The organism is Exiguobacterium sp. s26, from assembly GCF_018618235.1.
Lineage (GTDB): Bacteria > Bacillota > Bacilli > Exiguobacteriales > Exiguobacteriaceae > Exiguobacterium > Exiguobacterium chiriqhucha.
The window spans coordinates 262,314-285,897 of record NZ_JACSLS010000003.1; the positions used below are offsets into that span (position 1 = coordinate 262,314).

Genomic DNA, 23,584 nt, shown 5'->3' on the forward strand with positions numbered 1-23,584 from the left:
AAATCCGAATGGGAATGAGTACACTACAAGCAAGCAGAAATGCAAACGGTTACAGGTTCGAACATGGACTGCTAGACCGTATTTAAAAAGTGTTCAATGAAGAGAGGAGTATTACATATGAGTACACATCGATTTCCAGAAGGCTTTTTATGGGGTGGCGCAACGGCGGCCAATCAATTAGAAGGAGCTTACAAAGAAGGAGGGAAAGGTCTATCCATTTTCGATATGGTGACATTCGTCCCTAAAGAAGCGCGTACAGCTGAAATCGAGATGGACGTGAAGAGTGAAGCCGAACTCGAGCGACTGTTAGCGGCTGACGATGGGGCGAATTTCCCAAAACGTCGCGGAATCGATTTTTATCATCGCTATGAAGAAGACATCGCTCTCTTCGCCGAGATGGGTTTTAAGACGTTCCGGATGTCGATTTCATGGCCTCGGATTTTCCCGAACGGGGATGAGCTCGAACCAAACGAAGAAGGGCTAGCGTTTTATGATCGTGTCTTTGATGAACTGCTCAAGTACGGGATCGAGCCGCTTGTGACATTGTCGCATTATGAATTGCCGCTCACACTCGTCAAAAAATATAACGGCTGGGCGGACCGTCGGCTCGTTGACTTGTTTGTCCATTACGCAGAGACCGTCTTCACTCGTTACAAGGATAAAGTAAAGTATTGGCTGACGTTCAATGAGATTAACGTCTCGACGATGTCAGCATACATCGGGAGTGGGATTTTAGTCGATCGCGTTGAGAATGTGGAGGCGACTGTGTACCAAGCGCTTCATCATCAATTCGTGGCGAGTGCTCGTGCCGTGCGCGCATGTCATGAGATCATTCCAAATTCTCAAATCGGCTGTATGCTCGCCCGAATGGAAGTGTACCCGGAAACGAGTAATCCAGACGATGTGTTAGCTGCGCTCGAAGAAGATCAAAAGAACTTGTTCTTTACCGACGTGCAAGCGCGCGGATATTATCCGAGCTTCATGTTAAGCTATTTCGACAAACATGATATCTCGATTGAAGTGCTGCCAGGAGATGAAGAGATTTTGTCACAGCACACCGTCGACTTCATCTCCTTCAGCTATTATATGTCGATGGTCGCCAGCGGTGCCCCTGAGAAGGCGAAACAAAAAGGAAACTTCTTCAGTGGCATCAAGAATCCTTATTTGGAGGCGTCCGATTGGGGATGGCAGATTGATCCGAAAGGGTTACGCATCACCTTGAAGAAGATGTATGACCGTTATCAGATGCCGTTGTTCATCGTCGAGAATGGATTGGGCGCATACGATGTCGTCGAAGCAGACGGTACAATCAACGATGACTACCGGATCGAATATTTGCGGGCCCATATCGAGCAAATGGGACAAGCGATTGAAGAAGGTGTCGACTTGATCGGGTATACGAGCTGGGGATGCATCGATCTCATCAGCGCAAGTACGTCGGAGATGTCAAAACGTTACGGCTTTATCTATGTCGATCAAGACGACTATGGCAACGGCACGCTCGAGCGAAAGAAGAAAAAGTCATTTGATTGGTATAAGCAAGTGATTGCATCGAATGGTGAACAATTGTAATCAACGGAGTCATCAACATGAACAAGCGTCCATTCCTCGCGGAACGGACGCTTGTTTTGATTTATTCGTTACACGTTGGTCGGTAACTTGGCTTTTGCTTCGCTCAATTGCGTACGGACGGAGTCGAACCCTGTTCCGCCGTAGCTGTTGCGACGTTTGACGGCCGTCACCGGTGAGAGTGCCTCGTACACGTCCTGTTCAATCAATCCAGAGTGGGCATGATACGTCTCAATCGGCAGCTCCGCCAAATACAGACGATGATCGATACAGTAGCGGACGAGTGTCCCCGTCACTTCATGCGCCTCCCGGAACGGCATACCTTTTGCCGTCAAATAGTCGGCGAGCTCGGTTGCGTTCGAAAAATCGCGCTCGGTCGCTTGTTTCATCGTGTCCGTGTGGAACGTCATGTCTTGAATCATGCCGGCCATGATGCTGAGGCTCCCTTGAAGCGTCTTGACGGTGTCAAACATGCCTTCCTTGTCTTCTTGCAGGTCTTTGTTATAGGCGAGCGGCAAGCCTTTCATGATGGTTAGCAGCCCCATCAGATTGCCGACGACCCGTCCCGACTTCCCGCGGACGAGTTCGGCCATGTCCGGGTTCTTCTTCTGAGGCATCATGCTAGATCCCGTTGAGAATACGTCAGAGATCGTGATGAACCGATACTCTTCACTGCTCCAAAGAATCAACTCCTCGCAGAACCGTGACAAGTGCATCATGAGGAGCGACGCGTTCGATAAAAATTCCAAGATGAAATCACGGTCGCTGACGGCGTCCAGGCTGTTCGGATACACGTTGACGAAGCCAAGCAACTCGGCCGAACGATGGCGGTCGATCGGGAACGTCGTCCCGGCGAGAGCCCCGGCACCGAGCGGGCTCATGTCGATCCGTTTCAAGCTGTCACTGAAACGTTCCTTGTCGCGCTCGAGCATCCAGAAGTAAGCGAGCAAGTGATGGGCGAGCGACACCGGCTGGGCCCGTTGCAAGTGCGTATAGCCCGGCATAATCGACTCAACGTTTTGAGCGGCGTGGTCATAGAGTGCCGTCTGCACGGCTTCAATCCCTTCGATTGTCTCGAGGACGCGGCGCTTCAAATAGAGGTGCATATCGGTCGCGACCTGGTCGTTCCGGCTACGGGCCGTGTGCATCTTTCCAGCGACGGGCCCGATCTCTTCATGCAACAACGCCTCGAGGTTCATATGAATATCTTCATGGAAGACGTTGAACGTCAATTCGCTCGCTTGTGCCTTCTTGGCTAGCGTCTTCAGACCAGCGACGATTTGCGCGACTTCATCTGCTGTCAAAATATGTTGCTCCCCGAGCATCGTCACGTGGGCGATGCTCCCTTCGATATCTTCTAACACGAGCTGGGCGTCGAAATGAATCGAGGCACCGAACTCGTCGACCCATTCACTGGCCGTCTGTTCGAACCGGCCGCCCCATAGTTTACTCATGCACCATCGTTCCTTTCTCTGCGAGCACTTCCGCTTGCACTTTCGTCGGCAGCCCCCAAAGTTTGATGAAGCCGACGGCCGCTTGCTGGTCGAACGTGTCGGCTGACGTGTATGTTGCGAGGTGCTCGTCATAGAGCGAGATCGGTGACTTCCGTCCGTCGACGATGGCCTGTCCTTTGAATAGTTTCATCCGGACCGTACCGGTCACCGTCTGTTGCGTCTCATCGATGAAGGCGAGGAGTGCTTTCGTCAATGGTGAGTACCAGAGACCGTTATAAATCGTCTCTGTCAACTTCTGTTCGACGATCGGTTTAAAATGGGCGACTTCCCGGACGAGTGTGAGCGCCTCGAGCGCCTGGTGTGCGGTGATGAGCGTCATCGCGCCCGGTGCCTCGTACACTTCCCGCGATTTGATGCCGACGACCCGGTTCTCGATATGGTCGATTTTCCCGATGCCGTGGGCCCCGGCGACGATGTTCAACTGCTCAAGAATGGCTGTGAACGTCGCCGCTTGTCCATTGATGGCGACCGGTACACCGGCGTTGAATTCGATTTCGACATAGGTCGGTTCGTTCGGTGTGTCTTCGAGTTGCGCCGTCAATTCATAGGCGCTCGCTGGTGGAGCGGCCCAAGGGTCTTCGAGGATGCCGCATTCGACAGCCCGGCCCCAAATGTTTTGGTCGATCGAGAACGGTTCTTCTTGGACGATCGGGATTGGGATACCGTGCTCGGCCGCATAGGCGATTTCTTCTTCCCGCGACCATTTCCACTCCCGGACCGGGGCGATGATTTCAAGCGACGGGTCGAGCGCATGGATCGACACTTCGAACCGGACTTGGTCGTTCCCTTTCCCCGTGCATCCGTGAGCGACGGCGATGGCACCTTCGGCTTGTGCGACCTCGACTAGCTTCTTCGAGATGAGCGGGCGCGATAGGGCAGAGACGAGCGGATAGACGCCTTCATACATCGTATGTGCCTGCATCGAGTAACGGGCGAAATCGTTGACGAATTCATCGACCGCATCGATGACGACCGATTTGACGGCCCCGACTTTAAGTGCCTTCTGTTGAATGCGTTCCAAGTCTTTTCCTTCGCCGACGTTCAAACAGCAGGCGATGACGTCATACCCTTGTTCATCCAACCATTTGATTGCGACCGAAGTATCAAGTCCACCTGAATAAGCTAATACGAGTTTTTGTTTCATTTCCTTACACCCCTTATACATAATTATTCATCTGTATTTATAAATATACGAATTACTCTAACGTATGCTTCGCCGTAAAGCAACCTTTTTGGCGAAAAAAAAAGAATCACTTGTGAAAGTGATCCTTCATTGGACGATTTCGAGCTCTGGCATCCACTGCGACATATGTTGGCTCGTGGCCTCGAACAGCTCCGGCTTGGCCGACTGTAACGGGACGACCTCGAACGGACCGTCGGCACTTGTGCGGCGGGTGAACGTCGGATAGAACATCGGGTTGGCGAGTTCGAACGTCGTCTCATCCGCCTCGACCGTCTTGACGACATCGATGCCGACGATGCCACCTGTATTCCGGTCGTCCCCTTGTTGGCCGGACAGGAAGTTGCCGAGCGAGTAGGCGACGAACGTCCGATTGCCTTCGGCGCCATCCACCCAGGCGACCGGTTGGAGGACGTGTGGATGGTGGCCGATGATGAGATCGACCCCGAGGTCGGACAGTTGTTGGACGAGCGTCTGTTGCGCCTCGTTCGGGACCGTCTCGTATTCGTTCCCGAAATGAAGCGAGACGACCGTGATATCGGCCGCTTGCTCGGCCGCTTCGATTTCAGGGGTCATCGCCTCGAGATCAATGTAATTGACGTGATACGGTTGTTTCGGAACGACTCCATTCGTCCCGTACGTATAGGCGAGAAAGGCAAATGAGATGTCATTCTCGGTCAGCGTCCGAAGCTCGGACTTGTCCGCCTCCGATAAGAATGAACCGGTGTACGGCATGCCGATCTCGTTCCAGTGCGCGATTGAATTCTCGATGGCCGTGACACCCCGGTCGAGCGTATGGTTGTTCGCCGTCGTTACCAAGTCGACGCCAGCGTCTTGGAGCGCATCGCCGACCTCATACGGACTGTTGAAGGCGGGATAACTCGATAAACCGATTTCACTGCCCCCAATCATGCTCTCTTGGTTGGCGATGGCGATGTCGGCCTCGGTCAAAATCGGAGCGATTGGTTCGAAGGCGGCGGTGAAATCATAGCCGTCTCCGCGCTTGGCGGCATTATACACGCTGTCGTGCAACAAGATATCGCCAATCGCATAGAGCGACGTCGTCGTCACGACGGGTTCTGGCTCTTCAGGAACAGGAGCCGGGGCTTCCGCCTCCGCCTCTGGTGCCGGGGTCTCCGTTTGCTCCGTAGACGTCTCGACGTCAGCGGTCGCACAGCCGAACAGAAAGAGGAGGGGCAAGGTCAACATGGCTTGTTTATACGGGATTACTCGTTTCAACGGACGAGTCACTTCCTTTCGTGTGATCCAAACTGGTCTACTCAAGTCATTCGCCATGGAAGAAGAATGTCCTTGTCAGGGCACAAGAAAAAAGTGCCAGGCTATAGTAGCATGGCACTCCGAGTGTTAAATCCGTTCTGACTTCAAGATGTGTTCCATTTCCTCGAACTCGTTCGTGATCGTCGTGCTCGGTGGCGGTGTCAGCAAACTGACGACATAAATGGCGAGGCTCGACAAGAAGAACGCTGGAATCATCTCATATAGCTCGCCGAAGGTCCCGAACCAATCGGCAGCAACGTTTTTCCAGACGATGACGACGAACGCACCGGTCAACATCCCGGCCAGCGCGCCTTGACGCGTCGTCCGTTTCCAGAACAGGCTGAACAGGATGAGTGGACCGAACGATGAGCCGAATCCGGCCCAGGCATATCCGACCAAGTTCAAAATCGTGTCATCCGCCCCGAACGCGAGCCAAATCGAAATGAGCGAGACGAGGATGACGGTAATCCGTCCGACCATGACGAGTTCGCGGTCGCCGGCGTCTTTGCGGAAGAACTTCTGATAGAAATCGGTCGTCGCCGCACTCGATGAGACGAGGAGCTGTGACGAGATCGTCGACATGATGGCTGCAAGCAAGGCTGCGAGCAACACACCGGTGATGAGATCGACGAACAACAAATCAGATAGATTGATGAATATATTTTCCGGGTTGTCGATTTCTAGCCCGCGCTGAGTATAGTAGGCGAGTCCGAACAATCCGGTCGCCATGGCCCCGACGACGGTGAACAACATCCACGAGATGCCGATGCGTCGTGCCTTCTTGATGTCTTGCAACTTCTCGATGGCCATAAAACGGACGATGATGTGTGGTTGCCCGAAATAACCGAGACCCCAAGCGAAGAGCGAGACGATGCCGATAAGCGACTGTCCTGTCAATGGATCAAGTAGCGCCTCATCGATATCACCGATTGTTTGGAACGCGGCGCTCACCCCGTCAGTCGCCGTGATGGCGATAGCCGGTACAAGGATGAGGGCGAACAACATGATGAGTCCTTGGACAAAGTCGGTCCAACTGACGGCTAAGAAGCCGCCAATGAACGTATACAAAATGATAATCGAAGCCAAAATCAAGACACCGGTCCCGAAATTGATATCAAAGACCGCTTCAAACAAGCGACCGCCGGCCACGAACCCGCTCGTGGCGTAGAGCGTGAAGAAGACGAGTGTGACGGCCGCAGAGAATGTCCGCAGCGTCCCACGCGAATCCTTAAAACGTTTCTCAAAGAAATCTGGTATCGTGATGGCATCCTCTGACAAATAAGAATAAGTCCGTAAACGAGGTGCGACGAGCAACCAGTTCAAGTAAGCACCGATCGTCAACCCGATGACGATCCATCCGCTCGAGAGTCCGGTCGCGAACATCGCCCCCGGCAAGCCCATCAATAGCCAACCACTCATATCGGAAGCACCGGCCGACAAAGCCGCTACGGCCGGACCAAGGCCGCGTCCTCCGAGCATATAGTCGCCGATGCTCTCAGTCCGCCGATAGGCGATGACACCGAGTAACACCATGAGCGCCATATACACTGTAATCGAAATCAATACACCGTTCATACAACATCCCCCTCGTTCATAATGAAAACGCTTTCAAAATCTATGGATTGCACCATGACAAAATTTTGTCACAAAAATGAATGAAGTGCACGATTTTGTTTAGGGATTGACCAAATAATCAAATTATTTGGCGAAGCAAGAGGTGAGATGGTCGTTGATGAGGCCCGTCGCTTGCAGGTGGGCATAGACGGTCGTCGGTCCCAAAAATTTGAAACCGCGGCGCTTCAGGTCTTTGCTCACTTGGTGGGACAGTTCGGTCGTGGCTGGGATGTCGTCGGTCGATGCCCACTCGTTGTGAATCACCGTGTTGTCGACGAATGACCAAATGTAGGCATCGAACGACCCGAACTCTTGTTGAATCTCGATGAATCGCTTGGCGTTGTTGATGGATGCCTCGATTTTACGACGGTTTCGGACGAGACCAGGATTGGTCATCAATCGTTCCACATCCGTCTCGTCGAACGAGGCGACGGTCACGACATCAAAATTGGCATAGGCGTCCCGATAATTTTCGCGTTTCCGTAAGATGGTGATCCAGCTGAGTCCAGCCTGGGCGCTCTCGAGCGTCAAACATTCGAAATGCTTTACATCATCATGGACGGGCTTGCCCCATTCTTCATCGTGATAACGAACGTACAACGGGTCGGTGCCGCACCATGGGCAACGCGTTATTTCAGTCATGTCATGTCCTCACTTTCCTTCTAATGCTTCATTTTAACATGTTGCGACGGTTTTTGACCGGACGTGACGGGTATAGTAGGAACTATTGGAGGGTGAAGCAAATGAGAGACTGGATGATCCAGGTCATTGAACAGTTCGGTTATTTTGGCATCGCGTTCATGATTTTCATTGAGAACGTGTTCCCGCCGATTCCTTCGGAGGTCGTGCTCTTATTCGGCGGTTTTTTCGCCGTGAAGACCGATTTGATCGTCCCGCTCGTCATCTTCGCAGCGACGGCAGGCGCCATCCTAGGAGCGGTCCTATTGTACGGCATCGGACTGTATCTAGACGTCGAGCAGATTGAGAAGTGGACGAAACGGTACGGAAAATGGATTCGACTCGACATCGCCGACGTGCACCGTGCCGACGCCTGGTTCGATAAATACGGGGGATGGATGGTGTTCTTCGGCCGCTTGATGCCCGTCGTCAGGAGTTTGATTTCCATCCCGGCCGGTATGTCGAATATGCCGTTCTTGAAATTTTTGTTGCTCAGTACAGCGGGGACGGTGATTTGGAATACGATCCTCATCTATATCGGCATCCGCGTCGGCGAGAATTGGGAGTCGATTTTGAGCTATTTAGATGTATATTCGTATGTCATTTACGGTATTTTGCTAATCGGAGTCATCGCCTTTTTCATCTGGCGCAAAAAGCGGAAGAAGAAACAAGCCAAACAAGCCTCTTCATTTTAAACGGCAAGGACCGATCTTCGTGTGAAGATCGGTCCTGTGTATCTTATATTATTTGTTTGAATCATCCTTCTTCTCATCAGGTAAAACTTTTTCCAGTTTTTCTTCCGTCTTAGCGGCTAAAATTTCAGAGAAGCGGAACAAGACGATTCCGATGATGGCCGAGACGAAAATATATAGTCCGACGAACAAGTTGATCGCCCCGTTTGATAAGGCGGTGAAGAGAATCGAGAACTCCCCGCGTGGAGCTAGCGAGAAGCCGGCCTCGTTGGCCTGAACTCTTGTCAGGCCGTACATGCGGCCGCCGACGCGGCCGACAATCCATTTCGATAATACGCCCCAGACGATCAATACGAAGAAGAGCGTGTTGACGATGACGCCTTGTTCCAGGTTGATCGAAATCCCGAACGAGATGAAGAAGATTGGCAAAAACAAGTCGCGGACGGGGACCGTCAACCGTTTCAACGGACGGACGTCGTGAATGCCTGCGAGCATGATGCCGGCGATGAACGCCCCGAGAATCTCGGACAGTCCGAACACCATCCCGATTCCGGCGAAAAAGAGAATCAAGCCAATCAGGCCAATGCTCGCATCGTCTTGCCGCAGCAGATGTTTGGCGATTTTCGGTTGTTTCTTGACGAAACGCGATCCGATAAAGAGTAACACACCGAAGATGAGGAAGCCGGCGAACACTTTCCCGATATCAGACACCTCGATCGGCTCATCCTGAATGATGAACGGGGCGACGGTCAAGATGAGCGGGGCGAAGATATCTTCAAAGATGAGAAGCGTCAAGACGAACTCTTTCACATCTTCATGTTTATCTGCATGCCGCTCAAGCATACGCGCGGAAATCGACGAGCTCGTCGCAAACAAGACGGCACCGATTAAAAAAGACTGGGAAAAATCGAGTCCGAACAGCAGGGCAATCCCAATCGTGACCCCAAAAGCGAGCACGATGTCCAGGACACCTGCCTTCCACACCAGCTTGAGACGCTTCATCAACTCTCCGAGCGGAAACTTCAAACCGAGTAAAAAGAATAACAGGATAATCCCGATTTCGCCGGCGATTTTAAAGACCTCGTTTCCGCCCCAGAAGAAGCCGACGGCGACGCCGATGGCGATAAAGGCAAGAATACTTGGAAAGAACAATCGTTCGATGATCAGACTGAGTACGGAGATGACGGCTAGCGCTAGACCGAGCAGGACGATCATATTCAGTTCCATACGTCACCTCCTATATAGGGAACGCGTACCCGTCGACGAATCATTCTCGATTCCATTGGTATTCCATCCCGACCGATTCCGGGCGCGAATAGTCAAAGCCGAATTGACGGTACAGTCCGTCGGCCGGGATATCCGCAATCAGGCTGATGATGGCCGTCTCGTCGGCTTCCTGTAAAATCCAGTCCATTAACTGCTCCACGATCAATTTTCCGAGCCCGAGCCCCTGACAATCCGGGTCGACGACGATATCGACAAGGTGGAACACCATTCCGCCGTCGCCGACGACGCGGCCCATCCCGACCATGTGATCATCTTTATATAGACAGACGCCATATAACGTATTGGCCAGTCCTTTCACCGTCCCCGAGTCGGAACGTTTCGGCATCCCGGCGATGACGCGAAGGCGCTGATGTTCCTCCGGTGTCGGTGTCTCGATTCGTACTTCCACTTCATTGACCATATCGCTACTTCCTCTCTGTGCATAAGTTAAAATTATTTTCCCGCTATATTGAATCGGTAAACCTTGATTTCCACTTCATGTTATTCAGATAATGAAGACATGATTGACAGAAAGGGACGTGTCCATATGATAGAAGGTCAAACCATTTTACCCGCCTTACGCGATATGCGGGACCTCGAGAAGTTCGTGACGGGACCGTTCCGTGTCGGTGTGTTGCTAGAAGTGCACGTCGCCCGGCTCGATGCCGTGTTTCAATTATTGGAGGCCCACGACAAACACGTCTTCGTTCATCTTGACTTGATTCAAGGCTTGAAGGCAGATGAATATGCGACCGAGTATATTTGTCAGACGTATCGTCCGTACGGTATCATCTCGACGAAAGGCAGCGTCATTTTAAAAGCGAAGCAAAAACAAGTCAAAACGGTCCAACGCCTGTTTTTAATCGATTCGAGCTCGCTTGAGCGGAGCTATCGCCTCATTAAACGGACGCAACCGGACTATATTGAAGTGTTGCCGGGCCTCGTCCCGAAATATATTAGGGCCGTGAAAGCGGAGACGGGAATCCCAGTCTTCGCCGGTGGATTGATTTCGTCGACTGAAGAAGTCGAGGCCGCCCTCGAAGCTGGTGCGACGGTCGTGACGACGTCTGACCAACGACTCTGGACGAACGGGTAGGACTCGTTTCTATCGAATCCGGGTATGTGAGTCTCCAGGAGGGATGTATATGAAACAGATTATGATTATCACTGGCGTCAGCCAAGGCATCGGCTATGAATTGGCACGTCATTTCCGCGACACGTATCACGTCATCGGACTCGATAAAGGGGACGACCCACAGTTGGATGGCGTGACATTCCATGAGATGGATTTGGGTGACCATGAGGCGATCGCTCGCGTGTTCGCCGACATTCAGCGCCAAGTCGGTGTTGCCCATGTACTCATCAACAATGGTGGCGTCTCATCACTCGTCAAACCGATGACCGAACTTGACGTCGAGACGTTCAAACAAGTGATTGATGTCAACCTGGTCGGAACGTTCGCTTGTGCCAAAGCGTTCTTGACGTTGAACGAGGGAGCCGGATACGGGCGCATCATCAATCTGGCCTCGACGCGCTCGCTTCAAAACGAAGCCGATTGGGAAGCGTATGGCGCGTCAAAAGGTGGCATCGTGTCATTGACCCAATCGATGGCGGTCTCGCTCGCGGAGCGTCCGATTACGGTGAATGCGATCAGTCCCGGCTGGATTCACACCTCGGACGAGTCGCTCCGTGACATCGATCATGCGCAACATCCGTCGGGCCGGGTCGGCAAACCGGACGATATCGTCCGCGCAGTCGCTTATTTGATTGATGAACAGAACGATTTCGTCAACGGGCAAAACCTCGTCGTCGACGGCGGGATGACGAAGAAGATGATTTATGAGCCGTAAACGAAAAAAACGGGACCATTACCCTATGTTTTAACACGCGAAATGAGTAGATGGGACTAGGCATGGGTAAAGGATGGGGACGCTCTATGAACCCATCGAAGGAGGAATCGCCGTGCACCAGTTGATTGAAGAGGCGCTCCGATTCGCGGCCGTCCGGCACGACGGACAGTTTCGAAAAGGAACGAATATTCCCTACTTAACCCATCCCGTCGCCGTGTCCATGTTGCTCGTCGAAGACCGGCAACCGGTCCCGGTCGTGGCCGCCGGCTTGCTCCATGATTTGCTTGAAGACACGTTGACGACCCCCGAAGAGATCGAAGAACGGTTCGGAAGTGAAGTGAGACGACTCGTTGAAGCGGTGTCCGAACCCGGGAAGCACCTTTCATGGGAAGAACGGAAACGGATGACGATTCAGCACGTGCAGACGATGCAGTACGATGAAGTGGCGCTCTTGGCGGCGGACAAGATACATAATCTTCGTTCGATTCGACTCGACGTTGAGTCTGCCGGTAAACAAGTATGGGATCGCTTCAGACGTCCGCTCCGCGACCAGTCGTGGTATTATCACGAATTGCTCCAAGCGTTCAAACCGTTCAGTCAGACGACGACGCTCATCGAATCGTTCGAGACAGAGCTGAACCTATTGTTTTATGGCGTCGCCGACGAGCGGTTCGACAAACTCGGAAAACTGTTTGACGTCATTCAGCGAGGATTCCATGAAGAGGACTGGCTCCAAGAGACGTCGACGCTCTGTCAGACCGCCTATGAGATCCATGAGGCGATGCGTGAAGGCTATCGTCACGTCACGGACGTCAATCAACCGGAGCTTGACGGCCTGTCCGCTCAATTGAAAGAAGGAGGACTCTGGGAACCGTTACCGCTCCCGATGCTTCAAGCGATTGAAGAACTGTCTTACCGGACGGCGATGCCAGTCGATGACGTCATTTCACATTTAAAGGTCAAATGATTGTCAAATGAGATGTAACGTGATATATTCGTCGTGAACATAAGAGGGGGAGTAGCGACCACACCTGTGGTCGATGGGTCGTCATTACGGTGCAATGCACTCGGTCCATCGAGCTTCTTACCAAGTCCGCAAGACCTTTTTATGGATGCTTTTTCGGCGTCCATAAAAATGTCTTTTTGAATTCACGAAAAGGGGAGATTTATTCAAATGGTATTTATTTATTTCATCTTGGCCGCTGCCATCACCGTGTATGCCGCCATGAAACTCTCGACTTACGCTGACGTCATCAGTGAGAAGTCGACGATGAGCGGGATGCTCGTCGGGACAGTGCTGCTGGCGGGTGCGACATCGTTGCCGGAAGTGACGACGAGTGTCTCGGCTGTCTTGATCAACAACCCGGATATCGCCATCGGTAACATGCTCGGGTCGAACTTGTTCAACATCTTCATCTTGGCGATGTTCGACCTCTTCTATCGTCAGAAGCGCATGTTCAATGAGGCGAGTCGAGATCATCTCTATACAGCTGGTCTAGGTCTCATGTTGACGCTCGTCACGATGATTGCCCTGATCGTGCGCATCGATTTCACGATTCTCGGCATCGGAATTGACGCCTTGTTGATCGCGGTATTGTACGGGATCGGGATTTACTATATCGGCAAGCGCCCGCAACAACCTGCCGTCGAGCGGGAAGCTGCACATGAGGCCGTACAAGAAATCGGCGCGAGTGCGACGAGTTCGATCACGGTCAAACGTGCGGTCATCGGCTTCATCATCGCCGCACTCGTCATCATGGGGGCGGGGACAGCACTATCGGTATTGGGCGATCAGATCGCCGTCGTCACGGGTCTCGGTTCGAGCTTCGTCGGTAGCTTCTTGATTGCCGCGACGACCTCGCTCCCGGAGGCTGTATCGGTATTTGTCGCCTTGAAACTTCGTAACGTCAACTTGGCGTTCGGTTCGATTTTGGGAAGCAACATCTTCAACATGCTCATCATCGCCATGTCGGACGCGTTTTACCAAGACGGTTCGATTCTGGCCGACGTGGCTGCGTCTCACTTAGTGACGGCGATCGGCATCACGATTTTGTCGGTGTTGGTCATGTATACGCTCCTTCGTAAAGACGTGACGTCGAAGTTCCGCTATGTCTTGCCGTCAGTGCTCGTCGTACTCGTCTACTTCGCTTCGTCTTACTTCATCTTCATCGGTTAATCTGGCACGGTGTCCTCCGAGGCACCGTGTTTTTTATTTGCCGCGGACCGAGGAATCACTTTTCATCGTCTTGGGTATAGAAGGAGGGAAGGAGGGGTGGCGATGCAAATGCATTCCGTGGAACGTCTAGATAAGTATGTCGTCGTGATTCCGGCCTATAATCCGGATCAAGCGCTTCTCACACTTGTCCGCGAGCTGAAAGAGACAGGGTTTGTCCATGTCATCGTCGTGAACGATGGAAGTGCCGAGACGTCCCAAACTGTCTTCGATGAGGTCGGGAAGTGGGTGACGACTGTTCTCGTCCATGAACGGAATCAAGGCAAGGGTGCGGCGTTGAAGACGGGGATTCGTCACGTCGTCGAACGATTCCCCGGTACGCATGGTGTCATCACCGTCGATGCGGACGGACAACATCTGCCGGAAGATGTAAGACATGTATATGAGGCGGGTATTCAGCGGCCGCATCATCTGGTCATGGGTTGCCGTGATTTCTCGGGCGCACACATTCCGTTCCGGAGCCGATTCGGGAACCAGATGACCCGTGGTGTCATGCTCGTCGGCAGCGGACTTCGGCTGAAAGATACCCAAACCGGTCTACGGGCGGTTCCATTGCGCTATGCGGAACAGTTGCTGGATGTGCCTGGGAACCGCTATGAGTTCGAGATGAACATGTTGACGTTCACGAAACGTTGGCAAGTCCCGATTCAACAGATTCCGATTCAAACCGTGTATGTGGCCGAGAACGCTTCGTCCCATTTTCGGCCGGTCATCGACTCAATTCTGATTTATCGGATGTTTTTAGCCTATTCATTATCCTCGGTCGCCTCATTCTTATTAGATATCGGCGCCTATGCCTTATTCATCTTTTTATTGAACCCGTGGTTCGAGACGACCCATGTCTTGATTGCGACGGTATTGGCCCGCATCATCTCGTCCTTATTCAATTACATCGTCAACCGAAAAGTCGTGTTCCATTCGAAAGCGAGACGGGCGATGCCGAAATACTTCGGTCTCGTCGGCGTGCAGATGGCGTTGTCGGCCGGTCTCGTCTATGTATTGTTCCTGTTGTTTCGGGACGGGGAAGTGTGGATTAAAGTGCTCGTCGACAGCCTTTTGTTCGTCGTCAGTTATTACGTCCAAAAAAGATGGATCTTTAAACGGTGACAGGCCAAGACGATTGTCTTGGCCTGTCTGGCATGCTTATGGGTCAATAGGCGAGCTTCCCGAGCTTGACCGATGTATAGCGGTGCAGTTCACGCGGGTCATGAATCCCGGTCTTCTGCATCATGTCGCGCATGAGCAACGCGCAGACGCGGGCATCTTCAGCCGCATCGTGATGGATGAACGGGACGTTCAAATATTCCGCCATCGTGTTCAGCTTGTGATTCGGCAGTCCAGGATACAGTTTTCGCGACAGCTTGACGGTACAGCCGTACTCGATCGTCGGAAACGTATATAAATCATATTTGGCGATCGCTTTCTTGAAAGCGCCCATATCGAATGAGGCGTTGTGCGCCATGACGAGGTCGACATCCCGCAGCGTCGGATAGAGCTGTTCAAGCACCTCGGGTAAGGCTGGGGCGTCCCAGACGTCGCTCGGCCGGATGCCGTGGACGCGGATATTGCCTGCGTCAAAGTCTTCTTCTGGATTGACGAGTAGTTGGTTCGTCTCGATGATTTCACCGTCGACGAGTAGGCTCCAGCCGACAGAGCAGATGCTGCGACTATCGCGGTTGGCCGTCTCGACGTCGATGGCAAGAATTGAATGTGACATAATCGGTCCCTTTCTCATAAAACAAGTATAAAAAAAGTCTAACATATCGTTAGACTAAAAAGCGATTATGCGGCCACGAGGTTGCGACACGCCTCGGCACAGCGGAGACACGCTTCGGAACAACGTTGGCAATGGTCATGCAAATGGCGGCCACATTCGACGGCGCACGTGTCGCACACCTGGGCGCAGAGTGCAGCAATCGGTTTGGTGAAAGCCGAATCGGTCTCGAGCGCGTTCAAGGCGAGCGCACACACTTCCGAACATTCTTTCGTCAGCCGGATACACTCGGCGACCATCAATAAATCCTCTTCTTGTAAACATTTTGAGAAACAGTGATTGCTTGCCCGCATACAGTCGATGACGGCTAAAATGGTCTCTTCGACAGAGGCACGATCCATAGTAAGTCCCCCTTAGAATAATGATGTCTTACAATCATTACCCGCTACCAGGTGACTTAAACCGGGCGGAGACGCAAAAAAGTCACCCCTCAAATGAGTGGTGACTTCCATAATGGAGCATAGCGGGCTCGAACCGCTGACCTCCACGCTGCCAGCGTGGCGCTCTCCCAGCTGAGCTAATGCCCCGTTCGAAAATTATTATATCATCCTAGTAAAACATTTGGCAATGGGTATTTTTAAATTTTTTTGAACAAAGTTTAATCGGGCGTAAACGTGGGAAAATCATGGGTAATGTTATTCTACGAAAGCAGGTGTTATCTATGGAAATGATTTTACTCGCACTCTTACCTGCCTTGATGTGGGGGAGTATCCCACTCATCGTCTCGAAAGTCGGCGGCAAGCCGATTCAACAGTTAATCGGGACGACGATTGGGGCGATGGTGATGGCGGTCATCATCGCACTCGTCTTCAATCCGGAGTTCACGACGCTCGCAATCGTGACCGGCTTCATATCTGGTGTGTTCTGGGCACTCGGGCAATATTTACAGTTCCAGTCGTTCCAAATTTTAAGTGTATCGAAAGCGATGCCGATCAGCACCGGGATGCAACTCGTCGGGACGTCGTTGTTCGGGGTCATCGTGCTCGGCGATTGGAAGACGACGACCGAGTTGTGGCTCGGCTTTTCTGCGCTCGTGTTGATTATCATCGGGGCGGCACTGACGTCATACCAACAACAAAAAGATGGCGATAGCAGCGGCGCCTTGAAGAAAGGTTTGCTCGTCCTGCTCGTGTCGAGTATCGGTTATGTGACGTATGCCGTCTTGACGAACTATTTCGAGGTCGACGGCATCACGGCCATCTTGCCGCAGTCGGTCGGGATGTTCGTCGCGGCGCTCTTGTTCAGCCTGCGTGAGAAAGATGTGAAGAAGTTCGACCCGAAGACGTTCAAAAACATTTTGGCCGGTCTCGCTTGGGGGATCGGGAACTTCGGGCTGTTCGTGTCAAGCGGTGAGGTCGGCATCGCGACGTCATTCGCCTTGTCCCAATTGAACGTCGTCGTGGCGACGCTCGGCGGGATTTATCTATTGAAAGAAGAGAAGACGACGAAAGAACGGGTCTTCGTCTTTATGGGAATCGGGCTCATCGTCGTGGCCGGATTCATGCTCGGGATTGCCAAGAGCTAAAAAGACGGGTCAGACGACCCGTCTTTTGTTTACCAGGCTTGCTCGATGAATGCGTCGCGCCCAGATTTCTTCCGGTCCTCTTTATAGTGGGCCGGATTTTTTTTATGGAAGTCTTGATGATATTCCTCGGCCGGATAGAACGTGTCGGCCGGTAGAATCTTCGTGACAATCGGCTGTTTGAAGCGTCCGCTCGCCGCGAGCGCGTCGCGACTCTGTTCTGCTTTCACGCGTTGGTCTTCCGTATGATAGAAGATGGCCGGCGCATATTGGCTGCCGCGGTCTTGGAACTGGCCGCCGTCATCGGTCGGGTCGGTCTGAATCCAATATAGTTCGAGCAGTCGTTCATAAGCGAACAGCGTCGGGTCGAACGTGATCTCGACGACCTCATAGTGTCCCGTCGTCCCTGTCTTCACTTGTTCATACGTCGGGTCATTGACGTGACCTCCCGTATAACCGGATACGATTGACTCGATGCCAGGTTGTTCCTCGAACGGCGTCACCATGCACCAAAAACAGCCGCCTGCGAATGTTGCTTTTTCCATTAATAAGTCCCCCTCATGTTCATTTCCAAAAAAAAGCGCCCATGTCATCGACATGAGCGCTCTGTCATATCGGCCAAGGCAAACTGCCTTGCTGGAAGTAGCACCTTGCCGAAGCAGGTTGCTGTGAAGTCATAGAGCCAGGTCTCTCGTTCACTCGAGATATCGATATGTAGTTGGTGAGAGCATCATACCATCAGATTTGAAGCGGCGTCAACGGTTTGGTTTGCGTCGAAGTTGGACCAAGGTGGCGCCGAGAATCAAGATGACGAGGACGATGGAGAGCGGTAGCGTATACGGAGCGTCCCCGGCATATAGCTGTAAGAAGAACAAGGCAAAGACGGACAATAAGACGAGAACGTACGAACGGTTCATAGTAACCTCCCTTTTCTTTCAGTGTACCAAGTTACATATTCGTTGGCGAACGAAAACAGGAAATCATGTGGCGATAGCGAATACCATCGAGTGACCAAAGGAGGAATCTATATGACTGAACCAAACACATGTTTCGAACTCGATATCGAGACCGCCCATCGCGGATATAAAGAAGGAACGTTCACGGCGCGTGACGTGACGGCCTATTATTTGACTCGAATCGCCCAGTTGAACGATAAGCTGAGAGCGGTCATTCAAGTGAACCCGGACGCCTTGTTCGAGGCCGAGGCGGCCGACCGGGCGTTTCGACGAGGTGACCGCTTGCCGTTGCTCGGCATCCCGGTGTTGATTAAAGACAATGTCGAGACGGCCGGATTGATGAAGACGACGGCCGGGGCCGTCGCCCTCGCGCATCACTTCGCCGGCCGGGACGCCCATCTCGTCCAAAGCCTGCGCGCGAGCGGGGCCATCATCCTCGGGAAAGCGAACTTGTCCGAATGGGCCAACTTTTTGACCGAGGGCATGCCGAACGGCTGGAGTGGGGTCGGTGGCCAGACGCTCAATCCATATGGGGACAAGCTCGATGTCGGAGGGTCGAGTTCAGGTTCGGCGTCAGCGGTCGCGGCCAACTTGACGTTGCTCGCCGTCGGCAGCGAGACGAGCGGCTCGATTATCCACCCGAGCGTCCATAACGGAATCGTTGGTATCAAACCGACCGTCGGGTTGATTAGCCGCAGCGGCATCATCCCGATCTCCCGGTCGCAAGACACGGCCGGCCCGATGGCACGGACACTCCGGGATGCGGTGCTCGCCCTTGAGGCGATGGTCGGGGAAGATCCCGCTGACCCAGCGACGGCGCATCTTCCGGCCGGTCCGCCTTACCGGACTTGTCTCGATGAGCGGCAAGCAGTCGGGATGCGTGTCGGCGTCGTCAAGACCGATTTGTCGGAAGAAGAGCAGGTGCTCTACGACGAAGCAATCGCATTGCTGAAACAGAGCGGCATCGAGGTCGTCACCGTCGAACTGCCGTCGAAAGCAGGGCTCGACCAAGGGGATATCCTGTATCATGAGTTCAAGCTCGGAATCGAGGCGTATCTCGCCTCGACGAAGCTCCCGTATGAGACGTTGTCGGATTTGATTAATTGGAACAACAGTCATCCGGAGACGATTCCGCACGGACAGAAGACGTTCGAGAAAGCGAACGAACAATCGGGTCGCTTGATTGAGGACGCCTATTTGATGCGCCGCCTCGACGACGTCTATCACGCCAAGACGGACGGCATCGACCGATTGTTGGCCGAGCAGGAACTTCATGCGCTCGTCTTGCCGCATGACCACAATTATGACATGGCGGCGAAAGCCGGCCATCCGACCGTCACGATCCCGTATCGCTTGAAGGCGAGCGGGGCCCCGTTCGGTCTATCATTCACCGGGACGAGCTATGCCGAACGCGACTTGATTCGTCTCGCCTATGCGTTCGAGCGTCACGTGACACGTCCCGTCCCACCGTTATAAGAACGTTGCACCGGTCGTCCACGTCCGCTACAATGGTACGTATGTGGATTGAAGAAAGGACAGATAGCAATGAAACCATCTATATACGGGCTGACATTCGATCAGCTGACGGAAGCGTGCGTCTCTTGGGGATACAGCGCCTTCCACGCTAGACAAATCTGGGACTCGCTCTATATCGACCGAGTCAAGCACATCGAGGACATCTCGGTACGGGCCGAGGTACGTGAGGCGCTCGCCGCCGAATACGTCATCTCGACGCAAGACCTGTTCGTCAAACAAGAAGCGGGCGACGGGACGGTCAAATTTTTACTTAAACTGCATGACGGACACTATATCGAGACGGTGCTCATGCGTCACAAATACGGACGTTCGGTCTGTGTGACGACGCAAGTCGGCTGCAACATCGGCTGTAGCTTCTGTGCGAGCGGTCTCTTGAAGAAGACGCGCGATTTGACGGCCGGCGAAGTCGTCGAACAGATCATGACCGTGCAACATTATTTGGACGAGGTCGGGGAAGGTGCCCGCGTCAGTCATATCGTCGTCATGGGAATCGGGGAACCGTTCGATAACTTCGATAACTTGGTCGATTTCCTCCGTGTCGTCAAAGACGAACGCGGACTCGCCATCGCACCGCGTAAAATCAACGTGTCGACGAGCGGTCTCGCCGACAAGATTTACAAATTCGCGGACCTCGATCTTCGCATCAATTTGGCGCTGTCACTCCACGCCCCGAACGATGCGTTGCGGACGCAAATCATGAAAATCAACCGGGCGTTCCCGCTCGACAAGCTCATGCCGGCCATCCGTTATTACGTCGAGAAGACGAACAAACGCATCACGTTCGAATATATTCTCTTATCGAAAGTGAACGATTTGCCGGAGCACGCCGAGGAACTCGCCGACTTGATTGACGATATTAAAGACAAGTCATACGTCAACTTGATTCCGTACAATCCGGTCAACGAGCATATTCAGTATGAGCGGAGCACGTCTGAGGACATCATGGCGTTTTATGACGTCTTGAAGAAGCGGGGCATCAATACCGGTGTCCGTCTCGAGCACGGGACTGATATCGATGCGGCCTGTGGCCAGTTGCGCAGCAAGCATATGAATGTCGAAGGCGCAAAATGACAGGGACTCCTTGAATCTCATGATTCAAGGAGTTTTTTTGTCTTCTGCCCTAGAAGGATGCCGGCCCGGTTCAATATTTTTCTTCCGAGCGGTTGCTATTTTGGGAAATGTTGAATAGAGATTGCCCCCTCAGGGAATAGTCACTTGAAATCAATGTAGAGAGTGGAGGCAATTCAATGGAGACAGTAAACGCTGCGTTATGGATTCGAGTTCGAAATACGCTTGGGGAAGGCCCGTGTTGGGATGCGGAACTGAAACGCTTCTATTGGGTCGATATCGAGGGACATACACTTTGGTGGTACGATGAGAAGGAAGATGAATTGTCGTCGTTCGATATGGGACAACAGATCGGGTTCGCGGTCCCGAAAGTGACGGACGGCGTCGTCGTCGGCTTGAAAGACGGGATTTATGAGTGGGACGAGACGTCAAAAGAGCTCGATAAAATCGTCGAACTCGACGACCCGGAAGGAAAGCTCCGCTTCAATGACGGGAAAGCCGACCCGTACGGACGCATCTTCGCCGGCACGCTCCATCTTGAAGACGAGGCGGAACAAGCGACACTATACCGCCTGAATCGCGACGGCACGACCGAGGTCATGTTGAGCGAGTTGACATTATCGAACGGACTGACATGGTCACCCGACCATTCGACGTTCTATCATATCGATACACCGACCGAGACGGTCCGTAAATACGCCTTTGACTTGAAGACGGGTACGCTCGGCGAAGGGGAGGCCATCATCGATTTCACCGTCGAGGAAGGATTCCCGGACGGCATGACGTCCGATGAGGAAGGGTTCTTATGGATTGCACACTTCGCCGGCGGCCGCGTCTCGCGCTGGAACCCGGAGACGGGTGAAAAAGTGCTCGAGGTGCTCGTGCCGGCCCCGAACGTCACATCGTGCTGTTTCGTCGGTGACGACTTGAACCAACTCGCCATCACGACGGCTCGTGAAGGAATGGATGACGAGGCACTCAAAGCCCATCCGGACGCGGGGTCGGTCTTTAAAATCGATACAGACGTGAAAGGGATGCCGCTCTATCGGTTTGGACGATAAGGAGGTAAAGAGATGGTGAAGCGATTGCTCGTTCGTGCAGGCATCGGTTTGGCACTCGCGGCAGTGGCCCGGGTCGGGATTCAAAAACTATTGGATTCGAACCAGGAAGACGACCACACGTATTTGAATCCGCGCTGGGATGAGGCCCCGAGTGTCGATGCCGATAAGGATGAGGATGAGGTCGGTCTGACGCAACTCGATTCGATTTATCGGGCCGAGTGGCAAGCGAACACGTATCCCCGCTCCGAGGCGGAACGCAAGGCGTTGGAAGAATAGGGAAAGGAACACGTCCGGGAACGGGCGTGTTTTTTCTTGACAAGACAAAGGTGACCCGTCATTATCTAAAGAGTAATGATTACGATTTAGGAGTGAAGATACATGAAACGAATTCCAATCACGGTGCTGTCCGGTTATTTAGGGAGCGGCAAGACGACGTTGATGAATCATCTGTTGAACAATCGGTCCGGCAAGAAATATGCGGTCATCGTCAACGACATGAGCGAGTTGAACATCGACGAACGATTGATCGAGCAGAACGGTTTCTCGCGGACGGACGAAAAATTGGTCGAGCTATCGAACGGCTGCATCTGTTGCACGCTCCGTGAGGACCTGCTCGAAGCGGTACAGGACATCACGAACGACCGTGAGCTCGACGGGATTATCATCGAGTCATCTGGCATCTCAGAACCGATTCCGGTCGCTCAAACGTTTACATACGCCGATGACGCCCTTGGCATCGACTTGACGAGCCGTGTCTATATCGATGCGATGGTGACGGTCGTCGATGCGTATCGGTTCTTGAAAGATTTCAACTCGGGCGAGTCGCTTCATGAACGGAAGCAGGCCATCGATGAGACGGACGTCCGCGAGGTCGTCGACCTGCTTGTCGACCAAATCGAGTTCGCGGACATCATCGTCTTGAACAAGGCGGACCGCGTGACCGAGACAGAACTCGGTGAGATGGCCGGGCTGTTGAAGGCGCTCAATCCAACCGCCAAACTGTTGACGTCAGTTTACGCGAACGTGGAGTTGACGGAGCTGTTGGACGTCAATCTTTTCGATTTCGAGCAGGCGATGCACGCCGCCGGCTGGATTCAAGAACTAGAGGCCGAGACACACACACCAGAGACGGAGGAATACGGCATCAGTTCGTTCGTCTATCGCCGCCGCCGTCCGTTTCATCCGGAGCGGCTCCACGCCTGGATCGAGGCGTTCCCGGATCAAGTCGTCCGCGCCAAAGGTTTCTTATGGATCGCCTCCCGGAACGACATCGCCTGCCTGTTCTCGCAAGCGGGGTACGCATCGACGCTCGAACACGCGGGACGTTGGCTCGCGACGCTGCCGGAGGAAGAGCGGAGTCTCATGTTCACGGCAGAACCTGAGCTCGCCGCCGACTACGTCGAGCCGTACGGGGACCGTCAGACGGAGCTCGTCTTGATCGGGCAGCGGATGGAGCGTGCGGTCATCGAGGCCGGACTCGACGCGTGTCTGTTGACGGATGAGGAGATGGCGCTCGATTGGACGACGTTGCAGGACACGCTTCCGGGGAACGGTATCGTGACTTTCACATAAACCGTTTACAAATTCGGAGCGGTCGTCTATACTTCTCGTTGCATAGATAACCGCATACATTGGACTACACTAGGGGTGCTTCGGCTGAGATGTGAGCATGGCTCCAATCCCTTATGACTCGATCCGGGTAATACCGGCGTGAGGAAGTGTGGCACTTTTTCTAATGGATTATTACATTGGACGAGTGGCCGCATTCTCATGGATGCGGCTTTTTTGTGTAC

At 53.1% G+C, this 23,584-nt stretch carries 24 protein-coding genes, 1 tRNA gene and 2 riboswitches; of the genes, 13 read left to right on the forward strand and 12 right to left on the reverse strand.

The genetic code is table 11. The features are described 5' to 3' along the window. The first annotated feature begins 117 nt into the window (after positions 1-117). Entirely contained in the window at positions 118-1,572 is a 1,455-nt protein-coding gene (locus KNP82_RS06115; protein ID WP_131471200.1) for a glycoside hydrolase family 1 protein, read from the forward strand. A 68-nt stretch (positions 1,573-1,640) separates the two neighbouring features. On the opposite strand, the gene argH is transcribed toward KNP82_RS06115, so the two are convergent. The 5 genes from argH to KNP82_RS06140 form a co-directional block, all read right to left on the reverse strand. Further along, entirely contained in the window at positions 1,641-3,023 is a 1,383-nt protein-coding gene (gene argH / locus KNP82_RS06120; protein ID WP_131471199.1) for an argininosuccinate lyase, read from the reverse strand. After that, complete coding sequence (locus KNP82_RS06125; RefSeq protein ID WP_029595378.1) at positions 3,016-4,227, reverse strand: argininosuccinate synthase; 1,212 nt, start codon at positions 4,225-4,227, stop codon at positions 3,016-3,018. The genes argH and KNP82_RS06125 overlap by 8 nt, the downstream gene beginning before the upstream one ends. Positions 4,228-4,353: 126 nt before the next feature. Beyond that, entirely contained in the window at positions 4,354-5,502 is a 1,149-nt protein-coding gene (locus tag KNP82_RS06130) for a CapA family protein (protein WP_242678905.1), read from the reverse strand. Between the two features lie 126 nt (positions 5,503-5,628). Continuing rightward, positions 5,629-7,116, reverse strand: coding sequence for a sodium/proline symporter PutP (putP, locus tag KNP82_RS06135; protein ID WP_131471198.1), 1,488 nt, complete (start codon positions 7,114-7,116; stop codon positions 5,629-5,631). A 123-nt stretch (positions 7,117-7,239) separates the two neighbouring features. After that, positions 7,240-7,797 carry a DNA-3-methyladenine glycosylase I gene (locus KNP82_RS06140; RefSeq protein WP_198922696.1) on the reverse strand — a complete coding sequence of 186 codons (558 nt, stop codon included), beginning with the start codon at positions 7,795-7,797 and terminating at the stop codon, positions 7,240-7,242. Between the two features lie 101 nt (positions 7,798-7,898). Between KNP82_RS06140 and KNP82_RS06145 the strand changes: the two genes are divergently transcribed. Then, positions 7,899-8,528 (forward strand): DedA family protein, encoded by a 630-nt coding sequence (locus KNP82_RS06145; protein WP_029595382.1) that lies wholly within the window; start codon positions 7,899-7,901, stop codon positions 8,526-8,528. 48 nt (positions 8,529-8,576) lie between these two features. Here KNP82_RS06145 and KNP82_RS06150 read toward each other — a convergent pair whose 3' ends face one another. Both KNP82_RS06150 and KNP82_RS06155 read right to left on the reverse strand, forming a co-directional pair. Beyond that, positions 8,577-9,752, reverse strand: coding sequence for a cation:proton antiporter (locus tag KNP82_RS06150; RefSeq protein ID WP_214756585.1), 1,176 nt, complete (start codon positions 9,750-9,752; stop codon positions 8,577-8,579). Between the two features lie 40 nt (positions 9,753-9,792). Next, positions 9,793-10,212, reverse strand: coding sequence for a GNAT family N-acetyltransferase (locus tag KNP82_RS06155; RefSeq protein ID WP_029595384.1), 420 nt, complete (start codon positions 10,210-10,212; stop codon positions 9,793-9,795). A gap of 126 nt (positions 10,213-10,338) precedes the next feature. On the opposite strand from KNP82_RS06155, the gene KNP82_RS06160 reads away from it, so the two are divergent. From KNP82_RS06160 to KNP82_RS06180, 5 genes are all read left to right on the forward strand, one after another. Then, positions 10,339-10,887, forward strand: coding sequence for a glycerol-3-phosphate responsive antiterminator (locus KNP82_RS06160; protein WP_214756586.1), 549 nt, complete (start codon positions 10,339-10,341; stop codon positions 10,885-10,887). Between the two features lie 49 nt (positions 10,888-10,936). After that, positions 10,937-11,641, forward strand: coding sequence for an SDR family NAD(P)-dependent oxidoreductase (locus KNP82_RS06165; RefSeq protein ID WP_198922697.1), 705 nt, complete (start codon positions 10,937-10,939; stop codon positions 11,639-11,641). 112 nt (positions 11,642-11,753) lie between these two features. Beyond that, complete coding sequence (locus KNP82_RS06170; protein ID WP_035385739.1) at positions 11,754-12,608, forward strand: HD domain-containing protein; 855 nt, start codon at positions 11,754-11,756, stop codon at positions 12,606-12,608. A 207-nt stretch (positions 12,609-12,815) separates the two neighbouring features. Then, positions 12,816-13,817 (forward strand): sodium:calcium antiporter, encoded by a 1,002-nt coding sequence (locus KNP82_RS06175; protein WP_131471197.1) that lies wholly within the window; start codon positions 12,816-12,818, stop codon positions 13,815-13,817. A gap of 102 nt (positions 13,818-13,919) precedes the next feature. Then, positions 13,920-14,981 carry a bifunctional glycosyltransferase family 2/GtrA family protein gene (locus KNP82_RS06180; RefSeq protein WP_131471196.1) on the forward strand — a complete coding sequence of 354 codons (1,062 nt, stop codon included), beginning with the start codon at positions 13,920-13,922 and terminating at the stop codon, positions 14,979-14,981. A gap of 43 nt (positions 14,982-15,024) precedes the next feature. Here KNP82_RS06180 and KNP82_RS06185 read toward each other — a convergent pair whose 3' ends face one another. From KNP82_RS06185 to KNP82_RS06195, 3 genes are all read right to left on the reverse strand, one after another. Further along, positions 15,025-15,591, reverse strand: coding sequence for a 3'-5' exonuclease (locus tag KNP82_RS06185; protein ID WP_131435170.1), 567 nt, complete (start codon positions 15,589-15,591; stop codon positions 15,025-15,027). A 65-nt stretch (positions 15,592-15,656) separates the two neighbouring features. Then, a complete protein-coding gene (locus tag KNP82_RS06190; RefSeq protein ID WP_021067537.1) occupies positions 15,657-15,989 on the reverse strand; it encodes a four-helix bundle copper-binding protein in 333 nt (110 codons plus the stop codon). Between the two features lie 113 nt (positions 15,990-16,102). Then, a tRNA-Ala gene (locus KNP82_RS06195) sits at positions 16,103-16,175 on the reverse strand. 134 nt (positions 16,176-16,309) lie between these two features. Between KNP82_RS06195 and KNP82_RS06200 the strand changes: the two genes are divergently transcribed. Next, the gene (locus tag KNP82_RS06200; protein ID WP_029595391.1) at positions 16,310-17,173 is read left to right on the forward strand and encodes a GRP family sugar transporter; all 864 of its coding nucleotides are present in this window, start codon (positions 16,310-16,312) and stop codon (positions 17,171-17,173) included. A gap of 29 nt (positions 17,174-17,202) precedes the next feature. On the opposite strand, the gene msrA is transcribed toward KNP82_RS06200, so the two are convergent. Both msrA and KNP82_RS06210 read right to left on the reverse strand, forming a co-directional pair. After that, on the reverse strand, positions 17,203-17,715 hold the full coding sequence (gene msrA / locus KNP82_RS06205; RefSeq protein WP_029595392.1) for a peptide-methionine (S)-S-oxide reductase MsrA: 513 nt from the start codon (positions 17,713-17,715) through the stop codon (positions 17,203-17,205). A gap of 64 nt (positions 17,716-17,779) precedes the next feature. After that, a riboswitch (SAM riboswitch) is annotated at positions 17,780-17,881 on the reverse strand. 44 nt (positions 17,882-17,925) lie between these two features. Beyond that, positions 17,926-18,087: a hypothetical protein gene (locus KNP82_RS06210; protein ID WP_029595393.1), complete on the reverse strand. Its 162-nt coding sequence runs from the start codon at positions 18,085-18,087 to the stop codon at positions 17,926-17,928. Between the two features lie 111 nt (positions 18,088-18,198). Here KNP82_RS06210 and KNP82_RS06215 point away from each other — a divergent pair, with 111 nt between their 5' ends. The 5 genes from KNP82_RS06215 (at position 18,199) to KNP82_RS06235 (ending at position 23,363) form a co-directional block, all read left to right on the forward strand. After that, positions 18,199-19,602, forward strand: a complete 1,404-nt coding sequence (locus tag KNP82_RS06215) for an amidase family protein (RefSeq protein WP_131471195.1) — start codon at positions 18,199-18,201, stop codon at positions 19,600-19,602. Between the two features lie 69 nt (positions 19,603-19,671). After that, positions 19,672-20,733, forward strand: a complete 1,062-nt coding sequence (gene rlmN, locus KNP82_RS06220) for a dual-specificity RNA methyltransferase RlmN (protein ID WP_021067532.1) — start codon at positions 19,672-19,674, stop codon at positions 20,731-20,733. A gap of 176 nt (positions 20,734-20,909) precedes the next feature. Then, a complete protein-coding gene (locus KNP82_RS06225; RefSeq protein WP_131471194.1) occupies positions 20,910-21,791 on the forward strand; it encodes an SMP-30/gluconolactonase/LRE family protein in 882 nt (293 codons plus the stop codon). A gap of 12 nt (positions 21,792-21,803) precedes the next feature. After that, entirely contained in the window at positions 21,804-22,067 is a 264-nt protein-coding gene (locus KNP82_RS06230) for a hypothetical protein (protein ID WP_029595396.1), read from the forward strand. A gap of 102 nt (positions 22,068-22,169) precedes the next feature. Continuing rightward, positions 22,170-23,363, forward strand: coding sequence for a GTP-binding protein (locus KNP82_RS06235; RefSeq protein WP_214802520.1), 1,194 nt, complete (start codon positions 22,170-22,172; stop codon positions 23,361-23,363). 61 nt (positions 23,364-23,424) lie between these two features. Then, positions 23,425-23,525: riboswitch (TPP riboswitch) on the forward strand. Positions 23,526-23,584 lie beyond the last annotated feature (59 nt).